Annotated in this window: 19 protein-coding genes; 11 read left to right on the top strand and 8 right to left on the bottom strand. The window is 41.4% G+C overall.

Features of this window, described 5'->3' with window-relative positions:
- Positions 1-236: 236 nt before the first annotated feature.
- The 4 genes from NLP_RS06205 to NLP_RS06190 form a co-directional block, all read right to left on the bottom strand.
- A complete protein-coding gene (locus NLP_RS06205; RefSeq protein WP_104905625.1) occupies positions 237-1469 on the bottom strand; it encodes an aspartate aminotransferase in 1233 nt (410 codons plus the stop codon).
- The gene (locus NLP_RS06200; protein WP_104905624.1) at positions 1466-2656 is read right to left on the bottom strand and encodes an iron-containing alcohol dehydrogenase family protein; all 1191 of its coding nucleotides are present in this window, start codon (positions 2654-2656) and stop codon (positions 1466-1468) included. Before NLP_RS06200 ends, NLP_RS06205 begins: the two co-directional genes overlap by 4 nt.
- 977 nt (positions 2657-3633) lie before the next feature.
- On the bottom strand, positions 3634-5232 hold the full coding sequence (locus NLP_RS06195) for a GMC family oxidoreductase (RefSeq protein WP_104905623.1): 1599 nt from the start codon (positions 5230-5232) through the stop codon (positions 3634-3636).
- Between the two features lie 291 nt (positions 5233-5523).
- The gene (locus NLP_RS06190) at positions 5524-6045 is read right to left on the bottom strand and encodes a Ycf51 family protein (RefSeq protein ID WP_104905622.1); all 522 of its coding nucleotides are present in this window, start codon (positions 6043-6045) and stop codon (positions 5524-5526) included.
- 132 nt (positions 6046-6177) lie between these two features.
- Between NLP_RS06190 and NLP_RS34045 the strand changes: the two genes are divergently transcribed.
- Both NLP_RS34045 and NLP_RS06185 read left to right on the top strand, forming a co-directional pair.
- Positions 6178-6354: a DUF6888 family protein gene (locus NLP_RS34045; RefSeq protein ID WP_199784772.1), complete on the top strand. Its 177-nt coding sequence runs from the start codon at positions 6178-6180 to the stop codon at positions 6352-6354.
- Positions 6347-6535 (top strand): DUF6887 family protein, encoded by a 189-nt coding sequence (locus NLP_RS06185; RefSeq protein ID WP_104905621.1) that lies wholly within the window; start codon positions 6347-6349, stop codon positions 6533-6535. Before NLP_RS34045 ends, NLP_RS06185 begins: the two co-directional genes overlap by 8 nt.
- A gap of 441 nt (positions 6536-6976) precedes the next feature.
- On the opposite strand, the gene NLP_RS06180 is transcribed toward NLP_RS06185, so the two are convergent.
- The 3 genes from NLP_RS06180 to NLP_RS06170 form a co-directional block, all read right to left on the bottom strand.
- Complete coding sequence (locus NLP_RS06180; RefSeq protein WP_104905620.1) at positions 6977-7165, bottom strand: hypothetical protein; 189 nt, start codon at positions 7163-7165, stop codon at positions 6977-6979.
- 283 nt (positions 7166-7448) lie between these two features.
- The gene (locus NLP_RS06175) at positions 7449-8837 is read right to left on the bottom strand and encodes an O-antigen ligase family protein (protein ID WP_104905619.1); all 1389 of its coding nucleotides are present in this window, start codon (positions 8835-8837) and stop codon (positions 7449-7451) included.
- On the bottom strand, positions 8819-9661 hold the full coding sequence (locus tag NLP_RS06170; RefSeq protein ID WP_104905618.1) for a hypothetical protein: 843 nt from the start codon (positions 9659-9661) through the stop codon (positions 8819-8821). Before NLP_RS06170 ends, NLP_RS06175 begins: the two co-directional genes overlap by 19 nt.
- 134 nt (positions 9662-9795) lie before the next feature.
- On the opposite strand from NLP_RS06170, the gene NLP_RS06165 reads away from it, so the two are divergent.
- The 6 genes from NLP_RS06165 (at position 9796) to NLP_RS06140 (ending at position 16569) form a co-directional block, all read left to right on the top strand.
- Positions 9796-10884: an NAD(P)/FAD-dependent oxidoreductase gene (locus NLP_RS06165; RefSeq protein WP_104905617.1), complete on the top strand. Its 1089-nt coding sequence runs from the start codon at positions 9796-9798 to the stop codon at positions 10882-10884.
- Between the two features lie 506 nt (positions 10885-11390).
- The gene (locus NLP_RS06160) at positions 11391-11765 is read left to right on the top strand and encodes a hypothetical protein (protein WP_104905616.1); all 375 of its coding nucleotides are present in this window, start codon (positions 11391-11393) and stop codon (positions 11763-11765) included.
- A 289-nt stretch (positions 11766-12054) separates the two neighbouring features.
- Entirely contained in the window at positions 12055-12915 is an 861-nt protein-coding gene (locus NLP_RS06155; RefSeq protein WP_158680308.1) for an SIMPL domain-containing protein, read from the top strand.
- Positions 12916-13303: 388 nt separating this feature from the next.
- Positions 13304-14074 carry a lecithin retinol acyltransferase family protein gene (locus tag NLP_RS06150; protein WP_104905614.1) on the top strand — a complete coding sequence of 257 codons (771 nt, stop codon included), beginning with the start codon at positions 13304-13306 and terminating at the stop codon, positions 14072-14074.
- Between the two features lie 718 nt (positions 14075-14792).
- Positions 14793-15200 carry a VOC family protein gene (locus NLP_RS06145; RefSeq protein ID WP_104905613.1) on the top strand — a complete coding sequence of 136 codons (408 nt, stop codon included), beginning with the start codon at positions 14793-14795 and terminating at the stop codon, positions 15198-15200.
- A gap of 454 nt (positions 15201-15654) precedes the next feature.
- Positions 15655-16569 (top strand): bestrophin family protein, encoded by a 915-nt coding sequence (locus NLP_RS06140; protein ID WP_104905612.1) that lies wholly within the window; start codon positions 15655-15657, stop codon positions 16567-16569.
- A gap of 109 nt (positions 16570-16678) precedes the next feature.
- Here NLP_RS06140 and NLP_RS06135 read toward each other — a convergent pair whose 3' ends face one another.
- Positions 16679-17527 carry a M28 family peptidase gene (locus NLP_RS06135; RefSeq protein WP_104905611.1) on the bottom strand — a complete coding sequence of 283 codons (849 nt, stop codon included), beginning with the start codon at positions 17525-17527 and terminating at the stop codon, positions 16679-16681.
- A 321-nt stretch (positions 17528-17848) separates the two neighbouring features.
- On the opposite strand from NLP_RS06135, the gene dnaK reads away from it, so the two are divergent.
- The 3 genes from dnaK to NLP_RS06120 all read left to right on the top strand — a co-directional run bounded on the left by dnaK (position 17849) and on the right by NLP_RS06120 (position 21459).
- Positions 17849-19930 carry a molecular chaperone DnaK gene (gene dnaK / locus NLP_RS06130; protein ID WP_104905610.1) on the top strand — a complete coding sequence of 694 codons (2082 nt, stop codon included), beginning with the start codon at positions 17849-17851 and terminating at the stop codon, positions 19928-19930.
- Between the two features lie 145 nt (positions 19931-20075).
- Positions 20076-21071: a DnaJ C-terminal domain-containing protein gene (locus NLP_RS06125; protein WP_104905609.1), complete on the top strand. Its 996-nt coding sequence runs from the start codon at positions 20076-20078 to the stop codon at positions 21069-21071.
- A gap of 190 nt (positions 21072-21261) precedes the next feature.
- Positions 21262-21459, top strand: a complete 198-nt coding sequence (locus NLP_RS06120; protein ID WP_104905608.1) for a hypothetical protein — start codon at positions 21262-21264, stop codon at positions 21457-21459.
- Positions 21460-21492: the final 33 nt, after the last annotated feature.

Here is a 21492-nt window from a genome sequence, read left to right as displayed (position 1 = left end):
TACCATAGCAAAAAAATTAGATATTGGATTTAAGATTCTGACTTTTCCCGTTAAGTCTCTTTTGCAAGCTTGCCAACCCTCATCAGAGGCCGTGCAATTTTAACCAGCCTCGCCACAGTACCTGGATACCAATAGTAAAGAAGAGAAATTTAAAACTGATTCACCTATTTTTTACACGATCTCAAAGATCATCAGCAAAAATTTTAGTCATCTAATATTGGTTTTCCTTTCTATAATCAACTAACGAGATCGGCGATCGCCTCTGAAGCAGGGACTACAGCTTCAGGCTGATAGCGGATGCCAGCTTGCTTGAAGCGATGTAAAACTTCACCCAAGCGATCGCAGTCTGCAATCAAACTGATCCTGACATAACCCTCACCTGCAACCCCAAAGGCATTACCTGGAGTAACCACAACGCCTGTTTGTTGCAACACGTTCAGGGCAAAATCTGTGGAACCAACATCAACGGGACACTTCACCCAAAGATACATAGTCGCCTTAGTTTTAGGGATATCCCAACCCAACTCTCCTAACCCGTGAATGAGGAAATCGCGGCGGGTACGGTAGCGTTGTTGTACCTCATGTAAATACACATCTGGCAGTTGCAAAGCTGTTTCGGCTGCTGTTTGTAATGCGGCAAAAATGCCGTAATCCAAGTTAGTTTTCAACGTCCGCAAACCTTGAATTACATGGCGGTTGCCCACGACAAACCCAACGCGCCAACCAGCCATATTGTAGGTTTTAGATAAGGTGTGAAATTCCACACCAATATCTTTTGCGCCGGGAATTTCTAGCAAGCTAGTGGGTTGATAACCATCAAAAGCTAACTCGGCATAACACAAATCATGCACCAGCAAAATTTCATATTTGCGGGCGAAGGCGACGATTTCTTCAAAAAATTCGCGGGGGGCGGTAGCGGCGGTAGGATTGCTGGGATAGTTGAAATAGAGTATCTTGGCTTGTCTAGCAACCTCGTCAGGAATCGCAGCTAAATCAATTAACCAGTCATTTTCGGGTTTAAGAATCAAGCTGTGGATTTTCCCACCAGCGATCGCCGGGCCGCGAAAATGTGCCGGATAAGCAGGGGAAGGAACCAGAACTAAATCACCAGGGTTAACGTAAGCGAGTGCTAAATGGGTTAATCCTTCTTTAGAACCGAGAAGTGGCAAGGCTTCGCTATCAGGATCGAGAACCACATCATAACGGCGATGATACCAGTTGGTGATGGCACGGCGGAAACTAGCTGTGCCCTCAAAGGGTGGATAACCGTGATTGGCAGGATCTTTTAAAGCTGCGATCGCCGCTTCTACTACTGGTGCTGGCGTTGCACCATCGGGGTTTCCCATACCCAAGTCAATTAAATCTAACCCTTGTTCCCGTGCTTTAGCTTTCAGTTCATCTAAACGGGCAAATACATAAGGTGGTAATTTTTGTATACGTTCTGCTGGGACAATCCAATTTAAACTCATAAAACCTCGTCACTCATTCCCTTGGGCGAAACTCGATTTGTAGTGTCTTTACTATCTATCGGTGCAGTGGTAGAAACCATTGCTGCCATCAGCTGTTCCAACGCGACTTTAAACGGTAGTCGATGGATGTCAGAATTAGGAACTAGAGCAATTTCAGCGGCTGTTTGCAATTCGCCTAATGTAATATTGCCCAATCCCAAATCACTTAATTTTTGGGGTAGTCCAATTTCTGTGTAGAACTTTAACAACTGTTGCCGTGCCGATGCAGCAAGTTGATTGCCTTGTAGCATTTCTTCTAAACGCAGTTGCACCAAAATCCCAAAAGCAACTTTTTCGCCATGAATACTGCCATGTCCTGAAATATGAGTTAAACCGTTATGCACGGCATGGGCGGCAACTGTGCGACACTGTGCCCCCCCAAGTCCCCCAACTACTCCAGCTAATAAAACAGTGGCATCTACCACTTCTCGCCAAACCTCACAACCTGGTTCATCGAGGGCGGCGGCTGACTTTTGCAACAAGATATCTCGCAAAACTCGTGCTTGTTGCACCGCAGCAATAATTAAAGTATCTTGCAAGTGTCCACTGCTAACTGAGGCTTCGTACCACTTAGCGATCGCATCACCAATTCCAGCTACTAAGGTACGTTGTGGTGCAGTTTTAATCAAGTCATAATCGAGTATCAATAAATCGGGACAACGAGATAGCCCCACATCATAAAGAAAAGCCCCATCTTCCGAATAAACATTTGATAAGGCACTCCAAGCTGCACAAGTAGCCCCGGAAGTGGGAATTGTCACCACTGGTAGATGTAACTGCTGCGCGACTAATTTCGCTGTATCTAAGGCTTTGCCGCCACCAACACCGATAATTACATCAGCTTTATGTTCTTTTGCCTTCTTCTGTAAAGATTTCAGACTAGCTTCGCAGCAATCTGCACCATAAGAAGCTTGGACAGTATGTAACTGTTGCGCTTCTAAAACTGGTTGTAAATTTTGTTGGCTGATGGCGAGAGTAGACTTACCTGCCACAATTAAGGGACGACTTCCCAAACAGGCAATCTCTGCTGCGGCTGTTTGCAACACCCCAGATCCACGGATTACTTTTGCAGGGGAAACTGTGAGCGTAAATAATGAACTAGAGGTTTGAGTAGACAAAGAAGGTTGAGTAGAAAAATTATTGGGCATATAATCTCGTTTGCCAAAACCTTGATATTTCTTAATCAAATAGACTGGTGATCAAAGATACTTGTTGCCAAGCTGGTTTTTGGATGGCTCCAACCTTCCACTCGGCTTATCTAGATTTTAGCCAAACAATTAAATACACAAGTCCTGTTGCCGACTAATTGGGTAGTTTGACGACATTGCTTGAATCTATAAATACCCATTGACCTGAAATTCCGAACTATCAAAGTTTTGAATAACCGTATAATTAATTAACATTACCATTGTCAGATTCTCAAGAAAAGCAATCGAGAATTGATAATGTGTAGGCGAGTGTGCTATTTTATGCAATTTTTAGCTACAGATATATATGTAAAGTATAAAAATATATGCCCCTACAACTCCTTGATTTGCTGCAAAGAATTTTGAAAATGGCAACAGGGGCAATTAGGACAACAACTGACAAATTACAACTCTTAGTACCCATTACCCCACGCTAATTAACTTTTTCCCACAGTATAACCACTAAAGTGTGAACATCTTAATCTAAAAATAACCATTAATGTATCAGTAAATACAAAATAATTTTTGTCATCCTGGTAACTGGTAAATTAATTTTTTCTCTGAGCATGGGGCATGGGGCATGGGGGAATGGCACTAAGAAAAGCTCTAAGCTATGTGGAGTATGGGCTACAGCTTTAATGCCAACTCTCGTAGTAATGGCATAAGTCAGGCGAACGCCGATGGAGGGATAATGTAGAGTTATCTAAAAAATTGTTGGAGGTAGAAAAAGCTTACTTGTTCATTCCATACTTTTCTCGTTCATTCCATACTTTACTTTTTTGAGACGTGCAAGCGAATAGGATAATTAACTGTGACACTACGAGTACAAATTCTCAAGGATAAATTTAATTCATCTCTGGGTTCAAATAATTCGCCAACAAAGTCCCAATATTCGTGAACCACTTTGTCTTTTCCATATCCCGTGAAAAGTCAGATTCCTATTTCTCACCCCAGGCAATGTGTTTCTTGAAAGTTACTTGCTGTGAAACGCGAAGAGCGGCTTTAATTAAATCGGCTGCTTTTTCGCCGATCATAATTGTCGGCGCGTTCGTATGTCCTGTGATTAAAGTTGGCATAATTGAGGCATCGACGACACGCAACCCCTTAACCCCATGTACCTGTAGTTCGGGGTCTACAACCGCCATTGGGTCAGTTCCCATTTTGCAGGTGCCGATAGGATGATACACAGTACTGCAAACTTCTCGGATGTATGCAACGAGTGCTTCATCGCTAGTCACATCGGCACCAGGCGCAACTTCTCTGCCTCGAAACTCATCAAAGGCACTAGTATGAAACAATTTGCGTATTAATTTAATTCCGTCAACTAGCTTTTGCACATCGGATTGACTTTGCAGATAGTTCAGATGAATCATTGGTGTATCTTTGGGATTAGATGATAGCGAAGCGCTGCTGCCTTCGGCAGGACGCAAACTGATACTGCCAATGTTTTGGGGATGAGTCAAAACGATTATACCCGTGAAACCGAAACCAGAGTTGGGATAGCCAGGAGGTACCCTCAAAATGGGACCGAAGATTATCTCTAAATCTGGCGCAGTGTCTAGATGACCCTCGCTATGCAAAAACAATCCAGTTTGACTGATCCCATTACTGTGTAAATCCTGAGTTGCCTCGTATGGCACAGGAACGCAAATGTGGTCTTGGAGGTTTTGTCCGACACCTGGTAAATCAACAACGACCGGAATTCCCATTGCTTGCAGGTACTTTGCATCGCCAATACCGGAAAGCATCAGCAGTTTGGGTGAATCGAACGCGCCAGCACTTAAAATCACCTCTTTGTTGACCCTGACTTGGTGCAGTATGCTTTCGTGCAGATATTCCACCCCAACAGTGCAAGTTCCCTCAAAAAGCAACCGAGTCACTAACGCTCCAGTCATTGTTGTCAAATTGGGACGCTTGAGAATTGGCACCAGGAATGCAGCAGCAGTACTGTGTCGTTTACCATCCTTGATAGTTACCTGAAAAGGTCCCGCACCTGACTGCTGCATTCCGTTGAAATCAGGGTTTTCGTCATAACCCATTGTCACACATGCATCTACAAATCGTTGGGATATTGCAGATGGGGAAATGACATCGGTCACGCTCAACTCGCCATCTACACCGTGGTATTCGGAAATACCTCGTTGTTGGTTCTCAGATTTTTTGAAATAGGGCAATATATCAAGGTACGACCAACCGGGATTCCCCAATTCCCTCCAGTGGTTATAATCGAGATAATTGCCTCGAATATAAGTCATAAAATTAATCGAACTGCTGCCGCCCAAGACTTTGCCACGGGGACAAAAGATTTTGCGGTTATTGAGGTAGGGTTCTGGTTCAGAGAAATAGCCCCAGTCCACCTCGGAGCCTGGTAGGTTTGTACATTCCGACGGGATTTGAATCTCCGGTTTTGTATCCTCTTTGCCTGCTTCTAGTAACAACACAGTGGTTTCAGGTTCTTCTGTCAGACGGTTGGCGACAACGCAGCCTGCCGAACCTGCACCAATCACAATGTAGTCATATTGGTTTTTAATTACCATTCCCCGGAATCAAGAACGTTTTGCTGTGTAATATCATTTACCCAATACCACAATTACTCCCGACTTTCAAGAGCAGCTTTGAGAGCGTGTGTTGCTTAACCTCTGATGTAATACCAATTCAAAGTCACGGCAATCGCCAGCACTGGTGCGATCGCCTGAATCATGCTATTACTACGGGAGAGGGAATTAAAGCTATAGTCCTTATTCCGCAAACCTTATAGCTTTTCTTAGTGCCATTCGGGTATGGGGCATTAATTATTCTTCTCCTCCGCTCTCCCTGCTCCCTGCCTCTTAAGCGGTGGGTTTTGGCAATTGGGCGAAATTGTCTGTGTAAATTTTGACTGTTACCGGGGAATTTTGATGAGAAACGAGCGATCGCTTGACCTCACCCAAGTAAACTGGGACAGAAATCCCTGTTTCTCGGTGGATAATGGTACGGGCGCGAACTGTCAAATTTTCGTCTTCTCGTGTACCTGAGCGACCATAAGAAAAGAGATTACTAGCTGCTTGACGTAAAGTTGCTTCTAACTGTGTGGGTGTAATTTTGGGTGATGTGGCAATCACTGCTTGTGTTGAGCCATTGTCATAAACTAGAGTGTACCGGACTGCTCCGGGAATCACAGTCCGACTCAAGGGGACTATTGAGAGTCCAAATAAACCAGCAGTCACCACCAGCATAAAGCCAGTCGTACCCACCAACCGAAAGCGGATGCCCCATTTAAGAATAAAAGCCAAAAATGTCAAGGCAGCAAATACCAATGTAGCTATACCTGACCATTGGGTGTACTGAAGAAAGTTAGCTGTTGTGAGCATAAGGTTGGTTATGGAGGCGTCTTTTTTTCGTTACCGACACACCTATTTTACCGAGAGCTTACACCGATTATCTGTGAGGGTTATCGGTCATAATAAAGTTTCAGCTTGTGTTTAGCCTAAGTTTAGCGGTGAATGCAGCCAACCTCAGAACAATTGAAACAGTTATACAGAGTCTTGACTTGGCTAACGCGAATGTATCTCCCGGTTTACCTAGTTAGCTTAGATGAGCGAACAGATAACATCGTAGTAATAGCAGGTGAAGAGACAGTTGTAGTAATTAATCCAGAAGAAGAGGTTGATTATGAATAAGCCTAACTTTAGACAAATGACACACAAGCAATTGCGAGATTATATCTTACAAAATCGTGGCGATACAGAAGCAATTCACGCCCTAGCATTACATGTTCAGTCTAATGGCAAACGTCTTAATTCAGTAGATGAGCTACAACAAATCATCCAAGAAAAACGTAGCCAAGGCTTAGAGCCATAGCTAAAAAACACATCATCACTCCGTTAGGGAGTAATGCGATTTTGTTAAGTTGTAGCTAATCAATCTGGGAAATAAATTCCTTAACCAACTTTCCCCGCCTCCCTAGTTTTCCTAGAACAGTATTGGTTCACCAGAGACGATATGGGAATTTTTAGATGTCTGCAACCTAGTTTGAATACGATCAATTATTGCTAGCCAATCAGCATCTCTGTTCCATTCAGAGTGAATCCTGGTTTTAGTTGCTGCGTCGTAGAGGTTACAAAAAACCACATTCTCTTCTCCAGCAGTTGCAGCGATAATCAGAGGCTTGGAAAAATCCGGGATTAGCGATACAGCTAAAAGAAAACTTTTAGCAAAGTTCGTTTCTATTCCAGTCCTAACAATATAAATTTCATCCGCTCTAACAACAATGTCTAACTTAATGTTGTCCTTTTTTCTAAATTATTTCGTCGTTAATTTAATATCTGATAGATAACCAGTCAGCTCTTTTTGCTGCACAGGAATAGTCATTTTATTATTAATATCATAATTGTACCATAGGTAGGATTCCCCGCTTAATTCTCCTTTTTTTACATATAAATAAATAGGTTCTTGTGGGTTACAAAGACCTAGTTTAATTTCAGCAATCATGTTTTATGTTCCTTTATCAAAGATAAAATTTTTTCAGAGATTGCGTCAAATTGAATCTTTTTAAGATAGTGTTTAACTGAATAAAAATAATAAATATACAAAAGGGCATCTACAAGAGATGCCCGTCATGCAGGAAAACCCCAAAAGGGATGTCCCTACACCTTCCCAACAATCAGCAACAGTGACTAATTAGGTATTAGTCACACTCACAGACGTGAATATAGCAATCTTATTAACTTAAAACTCTCAATGTCCCCAGTGCATACACTGAAAAAACTAATAGCTAATTTTGATGAGATGCAAGCCTGTTTTTTTCGTAATTACGATGTACTACTCCAGAAATGGCAGCCAAAATTAGCCATGAAAGCGCATTCAAACGAAAATCGAAGAGGGTTACATCTACTGTATTTAATAAAATCCACCCAACAAAAGCTAGAAGATAACTGAAAAATATCAATCTGTCTCCTGTATTTAGATATTTTGACTTTTGCAGTAATTGGACACCTGTAATCAAAATCCAAGCGAGTAAGCCACAAAATAAAAAAGCACTGGGAAAACCAGTTTCAGCAGATAACATCAAAAACAAGTTATGGGGATGACCCAAGGGAATCTGCATCTTTGCTCTGTAAAGCGCACTAAAACTACGTAATCCCCAGCCAGTCCAAGGATGTTGTTGAGCTAAAGACCAGGCAAACTCCCATTGAGTTGTTCGCATTAAAGCGACTGGTCTATCTGGATACATATCGTCATTTAACCTTGCCCAAAAGAATGCAGGAACTACCAAGCGAAAAATGTGAGCGACTGATGAGGGAGCAAAAGCTGCCAAAAGCACACTAGAGACGATCGCAGCAACGCTACCTACAAGAATGCGCCAACCTTGGTAGAGTGCATAAGCTAAACAGGCAAAAATAGCGATCGCCCATCCATTGCGTGAGTTGGTGAAAATCAAGGTAATAAAATTCACAATCACCGCCACTGTTAGGAAGAGAAAGGGAACTGGGGAGTGGGGCGCAGTAAGTCTTTCCCCTCTGTCCCTCTGCCTGTCTGCCCCTCTGCCTCCTATGCCCAATCCCCAATACCTCATCCCTAATCGCCATTGTTCTAGCCATAACCCTAGACCAAGGATGAAAACTATTACTAGATAAGCTGCGAAGGTGTTAGCGTGCAAGAAAAGTGAAGCGATACGACCTGGTGGGTTTCCGCCTGGTCTGATTGTCCAACTAAACACAACCCACACAAACTGGAACTTGAAACTCCAGCCTAAAAATAACTGTCCCAAGCCCATAATTGCTACTGGCATGGAACCGACTACCAAAACCCAAGCCATTTGCCGCAATTGGGTAAATGTTTGAATCAGAGCGCTATGGGCAGCGAAAAGTAAAAAGAATGGTAATAAATTAAATAAGCCGAGGAAAGCTGCTGTTTTGTCTTGGGCAAACCCAGCACTTACGATCAGTAATACACTCAATAGGGCAAATCCCCAGTTGAGGGGGCGGCGATTAATTTTGCGGGATTGTTTCAGCCAAGTTATTAATGAGACAAAACCTACAGTCACAGCCCCTACTAAAGGACTCAATGGGAAGATTAACAATGCCCATAGAGAGTAGTTCCAAGAAGATTGCCAACGAGACTTGAAATAGTCAAAAACCTTGTTCAAGCTGGCTCCCAACATTCCTCACGAGTGAGGCGAATTTGAGCTAAGGCGAAGATTGTGGGAATGATTCGACCATAGTTAGTAGCGATCGCTCTCCAGCCTAAATCCGCAAAAAACCAAGTCCACATCATTGGGCCGATCGCGGCAAACATCGTGCGGGCTACCCCATAACGAGCTGCACTGACTGTCATACTCCGTTGCGCCATTTGCATCGTTACATAACTTTGAAATTGGGTTGCAGCTGCTTCTGAGCCTGTAATTGCCGCTTGTTTGGCTACTTCATAAGTAGCAAAGTGGATGGCAAATTGACGGGCAATTTGCTTAAGTACAAGTGGCTGGAGAAGAGAAGTAACTGCCAGCGCACTACCGCCTTTAAAAAGTAATCCTAAGGGATCGCGTTGCAATAAAAGTGGTAGGGGTTGTTTTAGTTCTGATTTCAGCAGCTGACGCTGCACCTGTATAGTCAATTTTTGCTTTTCCTGTTCCGGCAATTTTTTCCACACCTGTCCTAACAGATGCAAAAATACTTCTGCTTCTAAATCAATGGTTGCCAGCTGATGAGAATAGGGAATTTTTAGATACTTACATACTTGAACTAACGCTTGTCGGTAAGTTACCTGGCTTGTGCGTCCCCGTAATACTGTCATCCCATCTGCCGCCAAAAAACGAAAGCGGCCCTCTAGTGCATCTAACCAAGCTTTGCGGTCTTGGCTTTGTACTTCGATGGGTTCGGGTGTGTGTACATAGTCTAAGGGATTGAACTTACGACTAAATAGAATTGCCGTTAAGTCTTGCAACTCTTCTTCGGTCGCTAACTCTAGCGCCGCCCTCATTTCATCCAATTTCCCTTCCTCCCTTCCGTGCAGCTTTCTGTACCTTATTCTACTATTAGCTTTCAGCAGTCATTAGTAGTAATTTTGTCCTTTGATAATAACCAATAACTAATGACCAATAATTAACTAGGGACTATTGACTCATGACTGATATTGCAGTGATTGGTGCCGGAATTGCCGGTTTAGTCTGCGCCCAGCAGTTAAGTCAAGCTGGATATTCGGTGGTAGTGGTGGAAAAGTCGCGTGGTTTGGGAGGGAGACTAGCTACACGCCGCTTGCATGGAACTTTGGCAGATCATGGGGCTTGTTACCTGAAGCCAAAGGGTGAATTATTGGAACGTTTTGTGGAGATATTGCGATCGCGCCATATACTCGAAGTTTGGACAGATGAGGTTTACGAACTCACAACAGGTGTTCCTTTATCTGAACCCAATAACCGCAGTCCGCGTTATGTTGCGCCTGGGGGAATGAGTGCGATCGCTAAATCCCTCACCCCAGGTTTAGAAATATTACTGAATCAGCGTGTCATCTCTATTACTCCAACTACCGAAAATAGCTGGCGTCTGACTCTGGAATCTAGTAAGGAAGAATTAACTGCAAAAGCTATAGTTGTCGCTATTCCTGCACCTCAAGCTGTGATGTTATTGGAACCTTTGGGTGAGAGTGTATTGGATGCAGTTTTTCTTGATAACTTGCGTTCTGTAGAATTTTATCCTTCGATTAGTGCGATCGCTGGATATCCTTCTACATCTCAACCCCTTCCTCAGTGGAAAGCCCTAACTTTTGTGGATGATGCTGATTTAGCATGGATTGGTTTAGACAGTAGCAAGCGTCCTAACCCTCAACAACCACATTTTGTGGTGCAAAGTAGCGCTGATTTTGCCCAACGTCATCTCGAATCACAGGATTTACAACCTGTCGGACAATATATGTTGCAACGAGCAGCTGAATCTTTGTCCCTTCCTTGGCTGAATACTCCCGAATGGATGCAAGTACATCGTTGGCGTTATGCCTTTCCTAGCCGTCCTTGGCACGAAGCTTTTTTGTCTGCTGGAACTGCCTTACCTTTAGTTTGCTGTGGTGATTGGTGTGGCGGCAATCTTGTAGAAGGTGCGATGCTTTCTGGATTAGCTGCGGCTGATGAAATTAACAATCAGTTGTGTCATCTTTCTTTCGATAATGTGAACTTTTTAAACGTTTTTGCTCGTTCATTTCATCTGTCGCTAGACTGATTCTGCACTATAGTGAGTCGTCACTTTTCTGACTGACTAAATCAAAGTGCAACAAATAAGTTTTTTAGATGAAATAGCAAATTTTGCCTCAAGCCTAAAAAGTGATGTCAATTACTCAAAAAGCTTAACTTCATTCAAAACTTGTTCCTAATTCAAGTTAGTTTATTACTGTTAACCTTGATCCCCTAGCTTTGATACTGCGTTTTATGTAGATTTCTGCCTTTTTGGCAGAAATTTGAAATCATTAAGATTATAAATATAAAATGTCGGTAGTTTACCAGATTGTTGGACGCTATTTTAATAAGTGATACTGTAAAACAGTATAAAGTTTAACTAAAATAAGCAAAGCCAAATGTCTGATATTGTACCAAGATAAGAGGCTAGTTTCAGGGTTGATTGCATCTATCAGTTAAAAGTAATTTGACTGGTTGTCATCAGGACATGGCCATCTAAAAAAGTTATTTTCTCAACCAAGCATTGACTTGATTAAAAAAGGGTTTAAAACCATGAAAACGGTAGTCAATTTAACACAACAGTCAATAGTGGAAGAAATTGAAAGTATTTTGAATACATATCCATCCGATCCATATCAACAAGCCTTTGCGATTCCTGATTTACGCCAAGAGCTAATTACTTTCGTCCTCAACCGCATTCCCTCCTTTTACAGCGTCATGTCTGACGAACAGATTCCACCGGAGGCTGAACAAAGAAGCTTGGCTTATTACAAATTGCCTCGTAAACCCTTAGAGCAGCAGCTACATTTACAGAATTTGATTCACCAAGGCATTTGTCTAATCGTTCAAGAAAAGTCAGATTGGATTAGCCATCGTGTTTGTGAAACAGTTGAACCAACTTGTGAACCTTCCCACTGGTTTGGTTAATAGTTCTAATAAGATTTGGCTCTCTGCTGAAATATAATTATGTCCACAGTTAAATTTTGAATATTGAGCCAATCCCACGACTAAAGTAAGTGTAAAAGACATGGGATTGGTTCGATATCTTTTGTCAAAGTGCAACTCTTCTTTGATGGTTGGCACTATACGTAGAATTAGGGATGAGGATTAGAATAATTCTTCCCCAGTCCCCAATCTCCAATTTCTAATCCCCAGTACCTTTTTTAGTCAATTATTTGGATAAAGGATTCAGTATATTCCTCTTGAGGTGTAAACTTTGACAATTACTAAGTTCAAAGGACATTCCCAGGATATGAGAAAAATAACTGCTTTAATGCTGCTAAGTATTACTGTGACTGTTGGGATAGGGACATTAACACCTAAAGTCACTAACGCCCAATTATTTTACCCACCAGCAAGCGATCGCCATTCATTAATGGTAATCGGTCAAGGCGTAGTGAGAGTGCCAGCAGATACAGCGGATATTGAATTGGTATTCAGTAGCGGAGGTAGCAATGATGAGTTACAAACGCAACCATCATCTCTACCCCAAACCCGCCGCATATCCTCACCGACTCTACTTTTTAATTACAAAACAGCAGCAGAACCTTTACCAAGCAAAAAATCCCTAACTAAAGCAACTCTTCAGCCTGTAGTTAATAGCCTGGTTGCCAAAGGAATTAGTGCTGATAAAATTCAAGTGCAAATTAACCCTAATTCCAGTGAAAATAACGCCAAGATATTAGTGAGACTAGAAAAACCAACGCGCGATCGCGTCCAGGAAATTGTTGGTACAGCGAACAAGTCCACGAGCCAAATTGAAAACCTTTCTGTCAAAAGTGTGGGTGTTGAATATGCAGTAAATGACTGTCAGGCTTTGCAAAGTTCAGTTTATCAATCAGCGATGAAAGATGCTCAAAGCCGCGCTCAGGCTTTAGCAACTGCGATGGAAGTTAAACTTAGTACTCCTTCTGTAGCCGAGCCATTTTACACATTATTTTATCCCTCATGTAGTTCTAAAACTGGAGTTCCTTTACCGTCATTTGCTAGCTTTTTATTATCACCAGTTTATAATCCAGATGCACCGGCAGAAGTTGAAATGAAAAAGGATATTTTTGTGACATATACAACGAAATAAACATTTATATTTAGTGCGGTTGCACTTTGATTTAGTCCAAATCGGAAGTGCGATCGCTTAACTATTTTCCCTCTGAGTCGAATCAATAAGGATAGGTGCGATCACTTAACTATTTTGCCTCTGAGTTGAATCAATAAGGATAGATGCATTGGCGCTTTTTATTAACTTCATATTTTGCAATTTCTTCTATAAAGTTTCATGTTTTTGTCTTGATATAAGCCAAAACTTACTTAGGTAAAATTCTAGTACTTAGAACTATATACTTGAATATTTTGATATAACTTTATCGGAAATTTTTACGGCTTTTACTACTGACAAATAAATTCTTACCCTCATAATCTGTATCTAAAGGATTACAAAGAATGTAATCCAATAGAAGAGGTAAATCATGGCTAACGGGGATCATATCTACGTCAGTCTTTGGACTAATGGCAATCCTTTTACTCATCATGGAATTGATTGTGGTGATGGAACTGTCATTCATTATGATGGGCAAAGAATTTGTTTAGTTTCTAAGAATGCATTTGCCGAAGGGAAGACAATTCATATAAAGGAATATGGAAAGTGTGATGCAGATGAAATTATAGTCCAAAGGGCAAAAACCAGATTACGTGAGGACAAATATTGTCCTGCTTCTAACAACTGTGAGCATTTTGCCTTTTATTGCAAAACAGGGAAGCATAAAAGTGACCAAGTGAATAAGGTTGCAGCCGTTGGAGGAGGTGTAGTGGCTGGGGGTGCTATTAGTTTTGGTACAAAGGTTGCAATTAAGGCAGCAGTGGAAACTGCAAAGAACTCTATAAACCCGATATCAAAAGTTTTAATAAATGTAGGAATTAAACAAGCTCCTACGGTTGCTGGTCGTGTTGCAGGGGGTATAGCAGGTGTAGGAGGTTTAGTAAGTGGTGTAGCGACTGATTTGGTAGTTAGTAAAGTTTTAGAAGATGATGAAAACTTATCTGAACATGAACGTGAAGCTAGAAAAAATGGTAGAGATGCAGGAAAAATCGGAGCAATAGCTGGAGGATTGGCCGGAGGCCCTGCTGCTGCTATGGTAGGAGGAGGTGCTGCTATTGCTGTTGGCGTTGCTGCTCCTGCTGTATTAGGAATAGGGGTTGCTTTAGGAGTCTATCACTTCGGGAAAAAAAACAAAAAATAGTAAGGTAATTCAAGGTGCGTTACATTATGTTGACGCACCCTATAGTTTTAATATGCACGTTAACAAATGAATTATATAAATCACTAATAATACTCAACTACGGCAGCAATAGCAGCAGCAACTTCCTCCATACTTTCTCAGTAATTTTTATAAGAATTCCTAATTTATATTTATTTTACTGCACAGCTATAACATACGTATTGATAATCAAAATAAAATATTCACTAGAGTCTAGACTAGATTGCTAATTTCAAACTCCAGTATTGATAAAAACTCCAGAAATGTTTGTGGCAAATCTGGAGTCAGGAAAGATACGCATTTACCTATACCAAATTTTCACCCTGAGAAAATCCTACGTCATCAGGGTATACACTCAAATGTAGATAAAAGTGTTTGAGGATTCTCGTTACACTCCTTCTGTATTGGAAGTAACGCAAAACAGCCCCAGACAAACTAAGGCTGTTTTGCGAGAGTTGTTTGATAGGAGGGGTACATCAATAAGTGATGCCCGTGTTAAATATAGATAATTCAGTATGCATCCTTATTCAGCCATGTTTTGCCATATTAGAATGATTGGGAAAACTTTTATGGCTTTATTCCAAAAAGAAACTCCAGATGCACTTAAGGCATTCTGGAGCAGTAACAGGTTTCTAACATCAATTAATTTTTACCTATGCGATCGCCCAATGTCGTTAGGGTATATACTCAAATGTGTTTTATGTCTACTCATCCGCAAATAGACCAGCAAATTACCTTCGTTTACACCCATAATCTCAATGCAGCTACAGAATTCTACGAACAAAAGCTAGGTTTTGAGTTGTGGCTTGACCAAGTAACCTGTCGAATTTATACTGTTAGTGGTTCTGGATACTTAGGATTGTGCCAAGCAAGCGAAACATCGGCTCCTCCAACCGACAAGCAATCAAGTATTATTTTTACCCTAGTAACACAGCAGGTGGATGAATGGTTTAAATATCTCAAAGAACGTGGCGTCGAATTTAAAAAGCCACCGACACTAAATGAAAAGTACAACATTTATCATTGCTTTTTCCGCGATCCTGATGGTTATTTGATTGAAATTCAACGTTTCGAGACTAACGACAAGAAAAAAGACATAACCAAATAAGTTATGTCTAACATTTAATTTACAGGGCAGGATTTTTACAGGCTAGAACTTCTTGATTTACTCGGGTACATGATACCGACTAATGTTGTATGAACATTATCGATAGGAATATACCTTTTCTTCTATAGATTTATCGGGATAAAATGCGGAATTTATGCTGCCACTGGAAAATATTTACATTTCTTTACAATTTTCGCTTAGTTGTACCCAGCCTTAGTATTACTTTTGACTTTTATATAATGTTTGCGTCAGTCCTAATAATAAGTATTTAACCGGACTTTAAAATGTATAACAGAAATTAGAATAAAATACATAGTCGCCAGTATATTATGTTCTTAGCAATAAGAGATTTTTAAGTATCTATTTACTAATTATGCTACTTTTATAATGATTATTTTTAAGTTAAAAAATGCTGAATATATCGGTTCAATAAATATTTTATTATGGTGAATACATGATAACCGAAAAAATCAAATTGTTACGCAGAGCACTACAATTTAAAGGTTCAGTGACGAAAGCAATTTTCAAACATATTTTATGGTGTGGAGCTTTCGGATTTTTAATTTCTCTGCTTTACCATTTTGACAAACCTGTATCCCAACCTATTTTAGGAAGTGTTATTCCTAGTATTGTTTTAGGTTTGTTACTTGTCTTTCGTACAAATACTGCTTATGAGCGATTTTGGGAAGGGAGAAAATGCTGGGGATCTATAGTAAATAACGTCCGAAATCTAGCGCGGCAAATTTGGGTATCAGTTGATGAAATTTCACCAGAAGATAAAGACAAGAAAATTACAGCATTAAACTTATTAGCAGCTTTTGCTGTAACAACTAAATTACATTTACGAGGAGAAACTGTCAATAGCGAGTTAGAAGATTTAATGCCATCTACTAAGTATATAAAACTGAAGATTATGAATAATCCCCCCATAGAGGTTGCCTTTTGGATAGGAGATTATTTACAGGAACAGTATAATCGTAATTGCCTTAATAGCTACCAACTAACATCTATGCAAGAATTATTGAATAATCTTGTGGATAATTTAGGTGCTTGCGAACGTATTTTAAAAACGCCTATGCCGCTTGCTTATGCTATTCATTTGAAGCAATTGCTAATACTATATTGCTTTCTGCTACCATTTCAAATAGTAGAACAACTTGGTTGGTGGACAGGTTTAATTTCTGCTTTGGTTGGGTTCACTGTCTTTGGCATTGAAGCCATTGGCTTAGAGATAGAAAACCCCTTTGGTTATGACGCTAATGATTTACCATTAGATGCAATTTGCGAGACAATGAAGCGTAATATTGACGATTTAATTACTTTGATTCCCAATACGCGATCGCATAAGCAAGATAGTATAACCAATTGAAAAAAGTTGAGGAGATTGATTAATAAAAAATAATATGCAGCAGTTTGCAACAAGTAAGTGAGGTGAAAAATGCAAGACTCACGCATCAGATACAATAGAAAATATCTTTTCACAATCGCCGAATTGCCATCTCTAAACCTTCACATACGCGAGTCAGAAAATCTAAATCCAAAGTAGCGATCGCATCACTAGCTTTGTGATAATGTGGATTTCGCAAGAATGCCGTATCTGTCACCATCATTGCTGGATAACCCAAATCCCAGAAAGGTGCATGATCGCTAAGTCTGGTTTGAGGAACTATTAAACCTCGATTCGGCACGGGTAGCCATTGACTAGGTACGCCAACTTTGCGAATATTACGGCTCATCCCAATTAAGTCAGGCAATGTCCGCAAATTACCAATTAAAGCAATAAAATCACCTGTATCTGGGTAAAAGCGTTCTAGAGGAGGGGGGTAACTTTGAGAACCAGGTGTAGAATCCTTATAGCCCAGCATTTCTAAGGAGATCATCAAGCGTAACTGTTGCTTTTGTTGATGCAACAGGGCTGCATAGTCAGCACTACCCAATAAGCCGTATTCTTCCATATCGAAAGCAATCAGCCTTAAGGGATATTTGACAGGTTCAGCAGCAAACTTTCTCGCCAATTCCAGCAACACCGCCACACCTGTAGCATTATCATCAGCCGCAGGTGTTCCCGGAACGCCATCATAATGAGCGCCAATTAAAATTGGTAGTAAATCCTTTTTTTGCCCTCTCGCTTGGGAAGGTAAATTTAATATCAAGTTATTACAAACTTTGCCTCTGACTTTAAAGGTGTGGATTTCCACACTCCCGCATTGGGAAAATTGCTGACGGATGTATTCTTGGACAAAAAAATGCCCAGCCGTTGCCATGTAAGGATCGCGTTCTCGCGCTATCTCACTCAGGGAAGTCTGTAATCGCTCTGTTAAATTCAAATCTTTAAAGTAGTAGCAATAATATGAGAATTTTCAGGTACTCAAAAAAGCAGAGCAAGCATTACTAAGGTGAATTTACCAATTTTTTGCAGATACCGTAAACAGAATTAGGCGGATAACAAGAATTGAGGCTGCTTGGGCACACCAACCATCTCAATGCTATCCTAGTCTTGCAACTATCTCCTCTAGCTGCACTTCTTAGCTTACTGCCTTAATAATGAGTATTATACATTGAGGTGTTTTTATCTTGTAGCACAAAGCTAGAGGTAGTTCTGCCCAATCATAATAAATATATAAGACACTTTAGGAGAAGAGTAACGCATGGGCAAGGTAGTCGGCATCGACTTGGGTACAACCAACTCAGTAGTCGCCGTTATGGAGGGTGGCAAGCCGGTGGTGATTGCCAATGCAGAAGGAATGCGAACAACCCCCTCCGTAGTTGGCTTCAGCAAAGAAGGTGAAAGGGTGGTTGGGCAAATGGCACGGCGACAAACCGTCCTCAATCCCCAAAATACCTTTTTTGCAGTTAAACGCTTCATTGGGCGGAAGTATGGCGAACTTAATGCAGATTCCAAGCGTGTACCCTACACCATCCGCAAAGACGAAGTAGGTAATATTAAAATTGCCTGTCCCCGTCTCAATAAAGATTTCGCCCCAGAAGAAATTTCGGCAATGGTGCTGAAGAAATTGGCAGACGATGCTAGCCGCTATTTGGGTGAACCAGTCACAGGGGCAGTGATTACAGTACCCGCCTATTTTAACGATTCTCAGCGGCAGGCAACCCGCGATGCTGGTAGAATTGCTGGCTTAGAGGTGCTACGAATTCTTAATGAACCGACGGCGGCATCTTTGGCTTATGGATTAGATCGGGGTGACACGGAAACTATCTTAGTATTTGACTTGGGTGGTGGCACTTTTGACGTGTCGATTTTAGAAGTAGGCGATGGGATATTTGAAGTCAAGGCTACCAGTGGCGATACGCAACTTGGTGGGAACGACTTTGACAAAATAATAGTAGATTGGTTAGCAGAGCAATTTCTGGAAACAGAAGAGGTAGACTTAAGACGCGATCGCCAAGCTTTGCAACGTCTGATGGAAGCTGCGGAAAAAGCCAAAATTGAGCTTTCTGCTGTCAGCGTCACCGATATTAACTTACCCTTCATCACCGCCACTGAAGATGGCCCCAAACATCTCGAAACTCGTTTAACTCGTTCCCAGTTTGAAGGCTTGTGTGGTGATTTGGTGGGAAGATTGCGGACACCAGTGAAACGAGCGCTCAAAGATGCCGGACTTTCACCTAGAGACATTGAAGAAGTTGTGTTAGTTGGCGGTTCTACACGAATGCCAATGGTGAAGCAGCTAGTGCGGGACTTGATTGGTACAGAACCCAACGAAAACGTCAATCCCGATGAAGTCGTGGGAGTGGGTGCAGCAATTCAAGCAGGCATTCTCGCAGGCGAACTCAAAGATGTACTGCTTTTGGATGTCACACCCCTTTCTATGGGATTGGAAACCATCGGCGGCGTGATGAAAAAACTTATTCCTCGCAACACGACGATTCCAGTCCGCCGTTCTGATATTTTTTCCACGTCTGAAAATAACCAAAATACTGTGGAAATTCACGTAGTCCAGGGCGAACGGGAAATGGCAGCAAACAACAAGTCTTTAGGACGGTTCAAGCTGTATGGTATCCCACCAGCGCCACGAGGAATTCCTCAAGTTCAGGTGTCATTTGATATTGATGCTAATGGTATTTTACAGGTAACAGCCCTAGATAGAACCACTGGGCGAGAGCAAAGTATCACCATTCAAGGCGCTTCCACTTTGAACGAGTCGGAAGTGAATCGGATGATTCAGGACGCTCAAAAATATGCCGATGTCGATCGCGAACGTAAAGAGAGGATAGAAAAGCGGACTCGTTCTGAGGCGTTGATTTTCCAAGCAGAACGACAACTGAGGGAAGTCGCGCTGGAATTCGGTATGCAATTTGCCCGCAGCCGCCGCCAAAGAATTGATAATATTTGCCGACAACTAAAGGAAAGTCTTCAGGAAAATAGCGATCGCGGTATCGATCAAGCCTACGCGGACTTGCAAGATGCTCTCTATGAGCTAAATCGGGAAGTCCGCCAGACTTATGCTGAAGATGAAGACGATGACTTGTTTGGTACTATCCGCGACATCTTTACTGGCGGTGATAAAGAACGAGAACGCGAATCTCCCAGAGATACATATCGAGAACGTGACTCATACAGTAAAGACTATGGCAAAGATTACGGCAGAGACTATGGCAGAGATTATAGCCGCGATAATCGTTCTTCCTCTTATGAAAGTCGTCCTCCACGCAAATCTCGCCCCAGCTACCAAGATAACTGGGATGATGAAGAAGACAATGATTGGTTGTAGTACTTTTAATAAAAGTTAGGAGTGAGAAGTGAGGAGTTAAAAATTAAATCTTTCAACTCATAACTCCTAACTCCTAATTCCTCTCTCTTAACTCATAATTAATCCAAAATCTAAAATCTAAAATCTAAAATTTAAATAACTGACTATGCAAAATTTGCCGAACTTTCGCGATTACTACGAGATTTTAGGAGTATCTAAAGATGCCTCTGGTGAGGAAATTAAAAAGGTTTATCGGCGGTTAGCAAGGCAATATCACCCCGATCTGAATCCGGGTAACAAAGAATCTGAGGAAAAATTTAAGGATATCGGCGAGGCTTATGAAGTTCTTTCCGATCCAGCCAAGCGATCGCAGTACGACCAGTTTAGCCGCTACTGGAAGCAAAAAGGCTTTGCGGGTAACAAACAGACACCAAAGGCTAAAACTTGGCAGAGTAGCCAAGCCGATCGCAACGGTAATCAGGACGTAGATCCCAGCCAATTCTCCGACTTTGAAAGCTTTATTAATCAAGTTATCGGTGTCAAAAATAAGAGTGCGGCAAATAACTCCAGTAATGGCAATAATAGCGATCCGTTTCGTACTCCCAGAACAAAAGTTGCCTACACCGTTAACACTCCACCTCGCACAACCCGTCGAGATATAGAAGCCAGATTAACCCTTCCACTAGAAAAAGCTTATCAAGGTGGTAATGAACGCATTCGTTTGGAAGATGGGCGATCGCTAGAAGTTAATATGCCTCCAGGGATGGTAACAGGTCAAACCATCCGTTTGCGGAACCAAGGCGTTGGTGGTGGCGATCTATACTTAAAAATTACCGTTGAACCTCATCGATTATTTAAGCTAGAAGGTTTAAATATCGTTTGCCAAGTACCTGTTACTCCTAGCGAGGCAGTTTTAGGAGGACAGGTAGAAGCACCGACTCTTGATGGGCCTGTAAAAATGACTACCCCTCCTGGAGTTAGGTCTGGTCAAAAATTTCGACTAGGCAATAAAGGCTATCCCAGTGATGACGGCAAACGTGGCGATCAACTAGTAGAAATTCAAATAGTTACACCGAAAAATATTAGTCAAGAAGAACAAGAACTTTACGAAAAGTTACGGCAAATTGAAACCTTTAAACCCCGTGCTGATTTAATACGTTAGGGATGAAGTAGTGTATTAATCCATGACTGACATCAGTAATTGAGTACCTAAGTAATCTATAGTTGTGATTTAAGCAAGATATCACTCAAGATCAATGGCGGCAAGTAACCTTGAACTCAGCATATAAAATGAGGAAATTGCACTTTGACCGCAAAACAGCTACCCATAACTTCAGAAACGACCAACGAACTTGAAAGCAAGAATATATGGTGGTGTAATTGATGAACTAACACCGGAGGATGCAGGATCAGTACTTATCCCTGATGCACCTTTTCCAGAACAGGAAAGAATTGGGCGATTAATAGTTAGAGTTTATGAGCTTAGAGATGAAGTCAATGCTGTTGAAGATCAAGCGATCGCACAATTAGAGGCTATTATCTCAAGTTGACCTAAAATAGGTCAAATCTACCTTATCTCCAGT

Source organism: Nostoc sp. 'Lobaria pulmonaria (5183) cyanobiont' (assembly GCF_002949795.1).
GTDB lineage: Bacteria > Cyanobacteriota > Cyanobacteriia > Cyanobacteriales > Nostocaceae > Nostoc.
This window is presented reverse-complemented; position numbering and strand designations above follow the sequence as displayed.

Excerpts from the sequence above, each read along its gene's own strand:
- NLP_RS06180 (WP_104905620.1), bottom strand. The coding sequence starts at position 7,165 with ATGATTGCTGAAATTAAACTAGGTCTTTGTAACCCACAAGAACCTATT.
- NLP_RS06205 (WP_104905625.1), bottom strand. The coding sequence starts at position 1,469 with ATGAGTTTAAATTGGATTGTCCCAGCAGAACGTATACAAAAATTACCA.
- dnaK (WP_104905610.1), top strand. The coding sequence starts at position 17,849 with ATGGGCAAGGTAGTCGGCATCGACTTGGGTACAACCAACTCAGTAGTC.
- NLP_RS06185 (WP_104905621.1), top strand. The coding sequence starts at position 6,347 with ATGAATAAGCCTAACTTTAGACAAATGACACACAAGCAATTGCGAGAT.
- NLP_RS06145 (WP_104905613.1), top strand. The coding sequence starts at position 14,793 with ATGTCTACTCATCCGCAAATAGACCAGCAAATTACCTTCGTTTACACC.
- NLP_RS06190 (WP_104905622.1), bottom strand. The coding sequence starts at position 6,045 with ATGCTCACAACAGCTAACTTTCTTCAGTACACCCAATGGTCAGGTATA.
- NLP_RS06150 (WP_104905614.1), top strand. The coding sequence starts at position 13,304 with ATGGCTAACGGGGATCATATCTACGTCAGTCTTTGGACTAATGGCAAT.
- NLP_RS06160 (WP_104905616.1), top strand. The coding sequence starts at position 11,391 with ATGAAAACGGTAGTCAATTTAACACAACAGTCAATAGTGGAAGAAATT.
- NLP_RS06175 (WP_104905619.1), bottom strand. The coding sequence starts at position 8,837 with ATGTTGGGAGCCAGCTTGAACAAGGTTTTTGACTATTTCAAGTCTCGT.
- NLP_RS06200 (WP_104905624.1), bottom strand. The coding sequence starts at position 2,656 with ATGCCCAATAATTTTTCTACTCAACCTTCTTTGTCTACTCAAACCTCT.
- NLP_RS06125 (WP_104905609.1), top strand. The coding sequence starts at position 20,076 with ATGCAAAATTTGCCGAACTTTCGCGATTACTACGAGATTTTAGGAGTA.
- NLP_RS06140 (WP_104905612.1), top strand. The coding sequence starts at position 15,655 with ATGATAACCGAAAAAATCAAATTGTTACGCAGAGCACTACAATTTAAA.
- NLP_RS06165 (WP_104905617.1), top strand. The coding sequence starts at position 9,796 with ATGACTGATATTGCAGTGATTGGTGCCGGAATTGCCGGTTTAGTCTGC.
- NLP_RS34045 (WP_199784772.1), top strand. The coding sequence starts at position 6,178 with ATGCAGCCAACCTCAGAACAATTGAAACAGTTATACAGAGTCTTGACT.
- NLP_RS06195 (WP_104905623.1), bottom strand. The coding sequence starts at position 5,232 with ATGGTAATTAAAAACCAATATGACTACATTGTGATTGGTGCAGGTTCG.